The sequence below is a fragment of the Kineosphaera limosa NBRC 100340 genome (assembly GCF_000298215.1).
In the GTDB taxonomy this organism is placed as follows: domain Bacteria; phylum Actinomycetota; class Actinomycetes; order Actinomycetales; family Dermatophilaceae; genus Kineosphaera; species Kineosphaera limosa.
This window is the reverse complement of sequence record NZ_BAHD01000036.1, coordinates 1-10,272: the sequence shown is the minus strand read 5'-3', so window position 1 is coordinate 10,272 and position 10,272 is coordinate 1. Positions and strand designations below refer to the sequence as shown.

Annotated in this window: 8 protein-coding genes; 5 read left to right on the top strand and 3 right to left on the bottom strand. The window is 70.3% G+C overall.

The genetic code is table 11. The features are described 5' to 3' along the window. Positions 1 to 126: 126 nt before the first annotated feature. Both KILIM_RS11770 and KILIM_RS11765 read right to left on the bottom strand, forming a co-directional pair. On the bottom strand, positions 127 to 1,032 hold the full coding sequence (locus KILIM_RS11770) for a sugar phosphate isomerase/epimerase family protein (protein ID WP_006592913.1): 906 nt from the start codon (positions 1,030 to 1,032) through the stop codon (positions 127 to 129). Further along, positions 1,029 to 2,411 (bottom strand): substrate-binding domain-containing protein, encoded by a 1,383-nt coding sequence (locus KILIM_RS11765; RefSeq protein WP_006592912.1) that lies wholly within the window; start codon positions 2,409 to 2,411, stop codon positions 1,029 to 1,031. Before KILIM_RS11765 ends, KILIM_RS11770 begins: the two co-directional genes overlap by 4 nt. A 139-nt stretch (positions 2,412 to 2,550) precedes the next feature. Here KILIM_RS11765 and KILIM_RS11760 point away from each other — a divergent pair, with 139 nt between their 5' ends. The 5 genes from KILIM_RS11760 (at position 2,551) to KILIM_RS11740 (ending at position 8,994) form a co-directional block, all read left to right on the top strand. Further along, the gene (locus KILIM_RS11760) at positions 2,551 to 3,867 is read left to right on the top strand and encodes an ABC transporter substrate-binding protein (protein ID WP_006592911.1); all 1,317 of its coding nucleotides are present in this window, start codon (positions 2,551 to 2,553) and stop codon (positions 3,865 to 3,867) included. Positions 3,868 to 3,877: 10 nt separating this feature from the next. Next, positions 3,878 to 4,765, top strand: a complete 888-nt coding sequence (locus KILIM_RS11755) for a carbohydrate ABC transporter permease (RefSeq protein ID WP_006592910.1) — start codon at positions 3,878 to 3,880, stop codon at positions 4,763 to 4,765. Further along, complete coding sequence (locus KILIM_RS11750) at positions 4,762 to 5,748, top strand: carbohydrate ABC transporter permease (RefSeq protein ID WP_006592909.1); 987 nt, start codon at positions 4,762 to 4,764, stop codon at positions 5,746 to 5,748. Before KILIM_RS11755 ends, KILIM_RS11750 begins: the two co-directional genes overlap by 4 nt. A gap of 77 nt (positions 5,749 to 5,825) precedes the next feature. Beyond that, a complete protein-coding gene (locus tag KILIM_RS11745) occupies positions 5,826 to 6,809 on the top strand; it encodes a hydroxyacid dehydrogenase (protein WP_051988767.1) in 984 nt (327 codons plus the stop codon). 145 nt (positions 6,810 to 6,954) lie between these two features. Continuing rightward, on the top strand, positions 6,955 to 8,994 hold the full coding sequence (locus KILIM_RS11740) for an outer membrane protein assembly factor BamB family protein (RefSeq protein WP_006592907.1): 2,040 nt from the start codon (positions 6,955 to 6,957) through the stop codon (positions 8,992 to 8,994). Here the strand turns inward: KILIM_RS11740 and KILIM_RS11735 are convergent, their stop codons facing one another. Further along, the gene (locus KILIM_RS11735; protein ID WP_006592906.1) at positions 8,995 to 10,044 is read right to left on the bottom strand and encodes a LacI family DNA-binding transcriptional regulator; all 1,050 of its coding nucleotides are present in this window, start codon (positions 10,042 to 10,044) and stop codon (positions 8,995 to 8,997) included. Between the last annotated feature and the right edge of the window lie 228 nt (positions 10,045 to 10,272).

Genomic DNA, 10,272 nt, shown 5'->3' with positions numbered 1-10,272 from the left:
CTCCGCTCTGCCGCCCCAGTCTCGCTGGCTCCGCGGTGCTAGGTGGGGGGTGCAGGATGTTGCCCGTTGCGCCGAGCGTGGGGGCTGTGCGCCGGACGCGTTCGGTTGGCCGCCCGGCTGGTGAGGCTAGACGAAGGGGGCAGCGCGGTGCCCGGCCATCGTGACGAGGTCGTGCAGAACGGCGGTCTCGGCCGCGACGAGGGCGGGGTCGTCATCGGGGACGAACTCCAGCAGCAGGTCTTGCGGCGGGCAGTGGGCGACGAGGTAGTCGGTGACGGCCGCCCAGAGGTCCGCTCGCTCGGCCAACCGGAGGCGATGGGCCGCGGGCCACCAGGAGAAGACGTGGACTCCCGCCAGGGCGGGTGCCAGGCGATCGAGCCCGGCGATCGCGGGTTCGACCTGTTCGTCGAGGCGTGGCTGCCAGTACGTGCGCAGGCGATCGTCGCCGACGCGCTCCAGCAGTTCGAGCGTCGAGTCCACGGTGTCGGTCAGGGTGTCGGGGTGAAACTCCAGGGCGAGGTGCACGCCCCGGTCGCCGGCGATCCCGCAGGCCTCGCGCAGTGCGCGCACGGTCGCCTCCCAGAGCTCCGCGCTCGCCTGCGCGGTGCCGATGTCGGCCGCCCACACGCGAATCCGCGGCGCACCCAGCGCCACTGCCCCCTCGACGACGTCGACGATGTCGGCGCGCGGCGAGACTCCGGCACGCCAGTAGCTGCCGTAGGAGGCGACGGCCAAGCCGGCCTCGCGCGTCCGCGCGCCGAGTTCGACCAGCCCTTGCTGGACCTGCGCGGACGTCCCCGGAGGGGCGTGCACGTCGGCTCCCCATTCGATCCGGTGCAGTCGGGCCGCGCGGGCGACTTCGATGACCTCGACCGCGGGCAGGCGACGCAACGTCACCGAACACAGGCCGAGTCGAGGGAGCCATCCGTCCACCCCTCGCGCGGCCTGATCCTGCGAGGCGCGCTGCTCGGAGGCGTGCTGCTCAGTGGCGTGCTGCTCGGGGGCGAGGTCAACGGCCTGGTTGGCGTTCATGAACCGACTCTCTGCTGGGGCGCGTCGGGGGCTGCCGACTCTCCGGACGGAAACGGCGCGGGGGGCGAGCCGTCGCCGTCCGCGGGCCTGTGATCAGCGACGGCGCGCTCGGCGCCGCAGCTCTGACGGACGTTGAGGGTGGGCCGCAGCAGCACGTGCCGCCCCGGAGCGCTCGGCTCCCTGAGGCGCTCGATGAGCGTCCACACGGCGGTCGCCCCCACCCCCTCCCGCGGGGGCGCGACCGCCGTCAGTGGCGGGTCGCCCAGGGCCGCGAGCTCGTCGTCGTAGGCGACGACCGCCAGGTCGCCGGGCACGTCGACGTCTAGCCGACGCAGGTGACTGACCAGCGGCAAGGCGACCGCGTCATGGTGCACCAGGAGCGCGTCGAGGGAGCCTTCGCGCACCTTTCGGGTCACGGCTTCGGCGATCCGCTCCAACTCCGCCGGGCTCTCGTCGGTGATCTCCTGCGGAAAGCCCTCCGGCCTCGTCAGGCCGAGCCCCGCCAGGGCTGCCTCGTACCCGGTGCGCAGGCGCGGGGCCGTGATGGTGGCGAGTTGCACGAGGCCGATCTGTCGGTGCCCGAGCGCCGCCAAGTGCGCGATCGCGTCGTAGGCGCCGCGCTCGTGGTCCGTCGCGACGTGCTCGACGGTGCCGGACTCCCAGCCGGCCCGTCGCTCGACGAGGACGACCGGCACCGGGATCGAGCGCAGCCAGCTCTGCGTCTCAGGCGAGCGCTGCGGGTCCAGTCGGGTCGCGACGACGAGCCCGTCGACCCCGGAGTCCAGGAGGCGACGCACGAGGGCGCGCTCCTCCTTGACGTCGTTCTGCGAGACCCCGAGCACGAGCCGAGCGCCGAGCGCATCGGCCACCTCCCGCGCCCCGCGGACAACGGTCGGGTAGTAATACGACGCGTGCGGCACGACCATCCCGATCGTGCGCCCCGCTGCCCCGTCACCCAACCCGGCGACCGACCCGGCGACCGACCCGGCGACGGAGCCCGCGACCGCTGCCGGCGACTCGGCGACAGGCAGGTGCGACAGCGTCCCCGACAGGGCGGATGCCGTGCTGGCGGAAGCGGGGAATGGTGCGACTGAGGCCACGGACGGTCCGTTGGCCCACCCGAGGCTCGCCTCAGGTGCGCTGGCCGCGGACGGCATCCGGGCCGCCGGGGCGACCCGGGTCACGGCGCCGTGCACGCGGTTCACCAGTCCGCGACGCGCCAGCTCGCGCACGTCGACGCGCAAGGTGACGGCGGCGACGCCCAGGGACTCGGCCAACTCGCGGACGCTGACCGTCCCGTCCGCCTCGACCCGCGCCAGGATCGCGCGGTGGCGTTCGTCGGCCGACATCGGCAGTCTGTCGTCGCTCTCGGGAGTCATGACAGAAACGATATCACTTAACAACCGGGTTTTCGCAAGATCTTCACTCGATCCTCTTGACAGCTCATCGAGTGATACCGATTGATGTCACTTAACCACAGCAGGACCACTGGGCATCACCCCGACGAAGGAGCACGACATGAGCACGTGGCGCAAGGGCGCGGCACCGGCAGCAGCACTGATGGCGATCGCAGTTGGCCTCTCGGCCTGCGGTTCCTCCCCGGCCGGCGGCTCGACCGCGCAGGCCGACGACGCGAAGGGAGAGGTCGTCTTCTGGTCCTTCGTCAAGGGCTCGGACTCGGTCGCGGAGGCGTTCGCCAAGGCCCACCCCGACATCAAGGTCCGCTTCGAGACCCAGGCCGGCGGCCCCGACTACTACGCGAAGCTCTCGAACGCCGTGAAGTCCGGCGCCGTCCCCGACGTCGCGGTCGCCGAGTACACCCGCCTGCCGGAGATCGTCAGCCTGGGTGCCGCGCAGGACCTCACCGAGGCCTCCGGTGAGCTCGTCGAGAAGACCTTCCCCGAGTCCATCCGCTCGCTCGTCACCCTCGGCGGCAAGACGTGGGGTGTCCCGCGCGACGCCGCGCCGATGATGTACTACTACCGCAAAGACATCTTTGACAAGCACGGCCTGACCCCCGCCAAGACCTGGGACGAGTACAAGACCCTCACCACCAAGGTCAAGGAGCTGGAGCCCAAGTCGCGCGCCGGCGTCTTCCTCACCGGCGACGCCAACATTCTCACCGACCTCTCCTGGCAGGCCGGCGCCCGCTGGTTCGACACCGAGGGCGAGTCGTGGAAGGTCGGCATCGACAGCGAGCCGACGAAGAAGGTCGCCGCCTACTGGCAGGACCTCGTCAGCGAGAAGCTTGTCAACACCTACCCGCTCTACGTCGACGAGTTCTGGCAAAGCGTGCAGAAGAACGAGACGGTCGGCTACGTCTGCGCCAGCTGGTGCGCCGGCGGCCTGCAGAGCACGGTCCCGGACCAGAGCGGCAAGTGGGCCGTCGCGGAGTTGCCCACGCGGGACGGCAAGCCCGCCTCCGCAATGTGGGGTGGCTCCTCCTTCATCGTGCCCAAGGGCGCGAAGAACCCGGCGGCCGCCAACAAGTTCATCCAGTGGATTACCACTGACCCGGAGGGCATCGCCGCCTGGTACGGCTCGGGCACGAGCAGCATGTTCCCCGCCTCTCCGGAGCTGCTCGACGTGGCCAAGAAGTCGTTCCCGACCGAGTACTTCGGCGGCCAGGACATCTTCGCGGTCGGCAAGAGCAGCTACGACGCCGTGAGCCCCGACTGGTCGTGGGGCCCGACGATGTCGGTCACCGACAAGGCGATCATCGACCGGCTCGGCCAGGTCAGCACCGGCTCGGGCAACCTGCCTGGGATCGTGGCCGACGTGCAGGCCGAGACGGTCCGCGCGATGCAGTCGCGCGGCCTGACGGTAGCGAACTGAGGCACCAGCGATGACTATGCCTCTCGTCCGGCGGCAACGGCGCGCCGCAGGACTGTTCATCGCCCCGTTCCTCACACTCTTCTGTGCTGTCACGCTCGCGCCGCTCGCCTACTCACTGTGGCTCAGCCTCTTCAGTGAGCAGACGTCCGGCCTCGGCTTCGGCGGCGTGGAGCGCACCTTCGTCGGCCTCGGCAACTACGTCTCGGCCCTCACCGACCAGGCCTTCCAGCGCGGCTTCGGGGTCATCGGCACCTACATCGTCTTCTACGTGCCGCTGCTCATCGGTCTGGCCATCGTGCTCGCACTGATCCTCGACTCCGGGCTGGTGTGGGGCCGGCAGTTCGCGCAACTCGCGCTCTTCCTGCCCCACGCCGTTCCCGCCCTCATCGCGGCGCTCATCTGGCTCTACCTCTACACGCCCGGCCTGAGCCCGGTCATCGCCTGGCTCGGCGGAGGCGGTGGTGGCGGTCCGGCCACGACCAACCCGATCGCGGCAGTCGTCAACATCGCGATCTGGCAGTGGCTCGGCTACAACATCGTCATCTTCTACGCCGCACTCCAAGCGGTCCCCAAGGAGGTGCTCGAGGCCGCCGTCATCGACGGAGCCAAGCGCTGGCAGGTGGCACTGCAGATCAAGCTGCCGCTCATCCGACCCGCGGTCGTCATGGCCGCGCTGTTCACCAGCATCGGTGGCGTGCAGCTGTTCACCGAGCCGAAGATCCTCGACCAGGCCTCCGCGGCGATCACCAGCTCGTGGACACCCAACATGTTCCTGCAGAGCGTCGCCTTCGACCGCAACGACTACGGCCTGGCGGCCGCTGCCTCCATCATCATCGCGCTCGTCGCCGGCGGCCTCTCGTTCGCCGTCATGCGCCTCGGCAACAGGAGTGAGTCATGAGCACGACTCCACCGGTCATCGGAACCCGCATGGACGCCAACGCGACAACGAACGACGCCGGCGAGGCCCGTAACGCCCACGGTGTGCGCGTCTTGAACATGGAACGGCTCTCGGCGCCCAAGCGCCGGCGCCGTAACCAGCCGGCGTGGCTGGGCAGCACGATCGCCAACATCGTCTTGCTCGTCGCCGTCGCCTACGCGCTGCTCCCGGCGCTGTGGCTGTTCATCGCCTCGACGAAGAACCTCACGGATCTCTTCGGCACCAACGGTTTTGCCTTCGGCAACGAGTTCCACCTCTGGTCGAACATCACCTACCTGTTCCAGACGCAGGACGGCATCTACCTGCGCTGGATGCTCAACACCATCGGCTACGCCGGCGGTGGGGCGCTCCTGGCCGCGCTGCTCGCGGTGATGGCCGGCTACGCCTTCGACAAGTACGACTTCGGCGGCAAGGAGAAGCTCTTCGGGCTCGTCCTGGTCGGCGTCATGATCCCGGCGACGGCGCTCGCGCTGCCGACGTACCTGCTGGCCTCGAAGATCGGGCTGACGGACACCTACCTCGGGGTCTTCCTGCCCGGACTCGTCTTCCCGTTCGGCGTCTACCTCGCCCGCATCTTCAGCGCGGCGAACGTGCCCGACGCGCTCATCGACGCCGCCCGCGTCGACGGCGCCAGCGAAATGCGGACGTTCTTCTCGGTCGCGCTGCCGATCCTGCGTCCCGGCTTCGTCACGATCCTGCTCTTCCAGTTCACCGCGATCTGGAACAGCTTCTTCCTGCCGCTGGTCATGCTCTCGGACCCCAAGCTCTACCCCGTGAACCTCGGTCTGTACGTGTGGAACACGACGGCCTTGAGCCAGGGCAATCCGGATGACTACCTGCTGGCGATCACCGGCTCGCTCATCTCGATCGTGCCGCTCGTCCTCCTGTTCATGACGTTGCAGCGCTTCTGGCGCTCGGGCATGACGGCGGGTGCATTGGATTGAGCCGAACCAAGCAGTCGACGCAACCCACCCCTGCGACGCAAGCCCGCACGGCCCACCGGCCGCGCACCCTTCTGGCGATGGCCCCGACGGTCTGGGAGGAGTTCTCCTCCCCGGGCGTCGAGGCCCGCCTGCGGGGTCTGGTCGCCACGCCCGACGGGCTCGACCCGCTCGCCGTGGTGCAGGACATCGTCTCGGCCCCCGATCTGGCCGACGTCGAGGTGCTGCTCACCGGGTGGGGCACCCCCCACCTGGGCCCGGAGATCCTCGCCCGGATGCCGCGGCTACGGGCGGTCATCCACACCGCCGGCTCGGTCAAGCACCTCGTGTCCGACGCCTGCTGGGAGCGCGGCCTCGTCGTCTCCTCCGCGGTGGAGGAGAACGCGATCCCCGTCGGCGAGTACACGCTCGCGGCCATCCTCTTTGCACAGAAACGTGTGTTGGAGACGAGTCGGCTGTACCGGCAGGAGCGCGGCACGCTGCCCTGGGCGGCGCAGTTCGAGTCGCTCGGCAACTACGGGCGCGTCGTCGGCATCGTCGGCGCCTCGCGGATCGGCCGGCGGGTCATCGAGCTGCTGCGGCCGTTCGATATGCGCGTGCTGCTCAGTGACCCGTATGTCGATGCGGCGGAGGCGCGGCGCCTGGGCGTCGAGCTCGTCGAGCTCGACGAGCTGGTGGCACGCAGCGACACGGTCTCGTTGCACGCTCCGGATCTGCCGCAGACGCGGCACCTCATCGATGAGCGCCGACTGGGCCTCATGCGCACCGGTTCGGTACTCATCAACACGGCCCGCGGGGCGCTCGTCGACACCGACGCGCTGACCGCCGAGCTGGTGTCGGGGCGGCTGCACGCCGTCATCGACGTCACCGAGCCGGAGGTGCTGCCCGCCGAGTCGCCCCTGTACGACCTGCCGAACGTGCTGCTCACCCCGCACATCGCCGGCTCCCTCGGCGGCGAGCTGGCTCGCCTCGTCGATCACGCTCTCGACGAGTTGGAGCGCTACGGCGCCGGACTGGGCTTCACCAGCCCCGTCCAGCGCGAACTGCTGAACCAGTCCGCCTGAACCAGCTCGCCCAACCACTCCGCCTGATCCCGGGCCGCCGGTGCCGCTGACCGCCGCCGACGGCCCCTGGGAGCGGAGCGGCTCCGGCGAGCTGGACCGCACGACCGCACCGGAATCCCCCCACCGAAGCGCAGAGGAACAGTCAATGGAGACGAACTCGACAGCCACCCACCCGGGGGTCAGGACCCTGACCCGACGCACGATGCTCCAGGCCACCGGCGCTCTGGGCTTGGCGGCCGGACTGGGCTCCCTGGCGGGAGCGGAGCCGGCCGCCGCAGCACCGCGGCCGGGTGGGAGGGCCAAGGTGACGTCGCTGGGCCCGGCGCTGGTCCGGTTCTCCCTCATGAGTGCGGTGCTCGCGGGCGACATCCTGTACATCGGTTCCCGCAACATCCTGCCCGCCAGGGTGCTGGCCTACGACGTCGTTGCCCGCAAGATCGTCGGGCGCACCGACATCCCCACCGGGTACGCCATTCAGGCGATGGCCGCCGACCCGTCGGGGCGGTACCTCTACATCGGGATGCTGGCCAACACCACCGGCGCGGCCAACCTGTATCGCTGGGATCTGTCGGACCGCAGCCGACCGGCTGAGGCGCTGGGCGAGATAGGCGATCGCGACGTGCGGGACATGGCCGTCGCGCCCGACGGCACCGCGTTCGCGGTCGGCAGCGGCAGCTCAACGCCTCCGGCGCTGTGGCAGTTCGACCCGGCGACGAAGCAGATCACCAACCTCGGAACCCCGGACGAAGCGGCGACCACGGCCCGCGCGGTCGCCGCGACCGCCACGACGGTCTTCTTCGGCGCCGGCAGCCAGTTGGGCGGCGGCTCCGGGACGAGTCGCGCCTCGCTCTTCGCCTACGATCGCGCGGCCCGCACCTTCGCGAACATCACCCCCAAGGAAATGCTCGTCGACCCGAGCATCCGCGAGATGGCGGTCGTCGGCGACCGGCTCGTGGCCGGCACTGCCGCCACCGGCCAGGACGCCAAGATCGCCGTCATCGACCTCGCGGACCCCTCGAAGTACCAGCTGGCCACCCTCTCCGAGCAGTTCAGCAAGACCTACGCCGCCGACGGCGAGACCGTCTACTACGCGACGGCGAACACGCTGGAGTCGATCTCGACCAAGGACGCGAAGGTCACGAAGGTGGACTTCGACGGCCCGACCCTCGGGGAGGTCTGGGGGATCGGGACGCACAAGGGCTCGGTGATCGTCGCCTCGGGCTTCGGTTTCATCGCGCACATCGACCCGCGGACCAAGAAGTCCACGATCGTCGACCTGCACGACGTCGGCGCCGAAGGCGGGGCGCAGTCGGCCATGGGGATCGCGGCCGGCGGCGGGTATGTCTACGTCGGCGGCAACAACACGATCGCGCGGCACTCGATGCGCCGCCACGGCCGCACGGAGTATCTGCCCGCGCCGGGGGAGATGAAGGATGCCGAGGTGCTGCGCGGCGTGCTCTACACCGGGCAGTACAGCGGCCAGGGGATCTGGACCTACGATCCGCGCAGCCGACGGGCGCCGCGACAGGCGGCCGCGTTCCCCTCCGCGCAGAACCGACCGCTGGACACGTGCTGGGATCCGGTGCGGCGGCGCCTGCTCGTCGCCGTGCAGGCGGACACCGAGGGCGGCGGGGCGCTGTGGACGTTCGACCCCGCCTCCAAGCGCAGCGCCCACTTCGACAACCCCATCGACGACGTCCAGCTCGTGCGCGCCGTGGCGACCCGGCGCGGCACGGCCTACCTGGGTGGTGACAACGCGCAGGCCACCGGTCCGCGCGGCACCGTCGTGGCCTTCGACCCGGCCAAGGGCAAGGAGTTGTGGCGCCTGGAGACCAAGCAGGCCTTCGGCGTCGGCTCGTTGGCGGTCGTCGGAAAGCACCTGTACGGGATGGCCCTCAAGGGTGGCTTCTTCGTCATCGACCTGGACACGCGCAAGATCGTGCACACCGCCGATCACGGCGCGGTCTGCCCGCAGTGGTCCTCGATGATCGTCAATCGCGGACACGTCTACGTGGCCTCCGACACCACGCTGATGCGCTTCAACCCCACGTCGTTCGCGATGACGGTCGTCGTGCCGGAGCTCAACGGGGGCTGGTACAGCGGCTGCCATGTGAACAACGACGAGTCCGGTCGCCTCTACACCCTGCGCGGCACCGACCTCGTGATGATCGAGGACCGGCCCTAACTAGCCGGACCGTGCGCGTCGGGGCGGGGTGCTCTCTCGCAGGAGCACCTCGCCGCTGACGCGGGGGTGTCGTGGCTCGTCGGCGGCAGGCTCGAGCACCAGCCGCAGGGCCTGCTCGCCCATCTGCTCCAGCGGCAGGCGGACGGTCGTCAGCGCCGGGGAGTGATCGCGCAGGGTCGGGATGTCGTCGAAGCCGGCGAGCGCGAGATCGTGCGGCACCCGCACCCCCCGGGCCCGACAGGCGGCCATCGCGCCCACGGCCATCACGTCGTTGGCGGCGAAGACGCAGTCGATGTCGGCTGCCTGCTCGTCGATCCGGTCGAGTAGCTCCGACATCGCCGCGTAGCCGCCGTCGCGGGTGAAGTCGCCTGCGACGGTAACGGGTTCGGGTAGGTCGGCGGCCAGTGCGCCGTCGCGGAAGCCGCGGCTGCGGTCGCCGGCTGTCAGTAGCTGCGGCGGACCGGTGAGCACCGCGAAGCGCCGGTAGCCGCACTCAGCGAGGTCGGTGGCGAGCAGCCGAGCGCCCTCGTGGTTGTCGACGACGATCGTGTCTGCGGGCAGCTGCGGCTGGGTGATCGCGACGACACGGCCGCCGGACTCCTCGTAGGCGCGCACTGCCGCGCGGGACGCCTCGAGCTCCTGCGGGTCCTCGCGCATGCTGCCGACGAGGATCGCCGCCCGCACCCGCTGGCTGCGCATCAGCGTGAGGTCGCGGGCCCAGCCCTCCTGTCGGCCCAGCGTCGTGAGCAGCAGCGTCACCATGCCTTCGGTGTCGGCCGCGCGCGACACCCCGGCCGCGATCGCCGAGAAGTAGGGGTCGGCGATGTCGTGCACGACGAGCCCGAGGGTGTTCGTCCGGCCGCGCACCATCGCCTGCGCCTGCGCATTGGGCGCGTAGTCGAGCCGTTTCGCCGCGGCGAACACGCGCTCCGCGAGTTCGGCGCCCACGGTGCGTGTGCTGCCGTTGAACGCGCGCGACGCCGTGGCCAGCGAGACACCGGCCTCGGCGGCGACGTCGGCGAGCGTGGCGGCTCGGTGCGTGCGGGACATGTCTGCCGACTGTACGCAGCGCCCCTGAGGTCCGGCGCGCCGGCGCGCATCCACCTGGTCGTGCCGAGTGCGCAGCCTGCCGAGTGCGGCGCCTGACGATCGCTCCCGCCTGCCGAGTGCGGCGTGGCACGGCATGCCTCGTCTACAGCGTGTCTCCTCGTTCCTACTTGGCGAAGTCTCGTTGTGGTGCGGCTGGCTGCGATGAGGATGCTGCTGAGCGGGATGCCG

Excerpts from the sequence above, each read along its gene's own strand:
- KILIM_RS11745 (WP_051988767.1), top strand. The coding sequence starts at position 5,826 with ATGGCCCCGACGGTCTGGGAGGAGTTCTCCTCCCCGGGCGTCGAGGCC.
- KILIM_RS11750 (WP_006592909.1), top strand. The coding sequence starts at position 4,762 with ATGAGCACGACTCCACCGGTCATCGGAACCCGCATGGACGCCAACGCG.
- KILIM_RS11740 (WP_006592907.1), top strand. The coding sequence starts at position 6,955 with ATGGAGACGAACTCGACAGCCACCCACCCGGGGGTCAGGACCCTGACC.
- KILIM_RS11735 (WP_006592906.1), bottom strand. The coding sequence starts at position 10,044 with ATGTCCCGCACGCACCGAGCCGCCACGCTCGCCGACGTCGCCGCCGAG.
- KILIM_RS11760 (WP_006592911.1), top strand. The coding sequence starts at position 2,551 with ATGAGCACGTGGCGCAAGGGCGCGGCACCGGCAGCAGCACTGATGGCG.
- KILIM_RS11765 (WP_006592912.1), bottom strand. The coding sequence starts at position 2,411 with ATGACTCCCGAGAGCGACGACAGACTGCCGATGTCGGCCGACGAACGC.
- KILIM_RS11755 (WP_006592910.1), top strand. The coding sequence starts at position 3,878 with ATGACTATGCCTCTCGTCCGGCGGCAACGGCGCGCCGCAGGACTGTTC.
- KILIM_RS11770 (WP_006592913.1), bottom strand. The coding sequence starts at position 1,032 with ATGAACGCCAACCAGGCCGTTGACCTCGCCCCCGAGCAGCACGCCACT.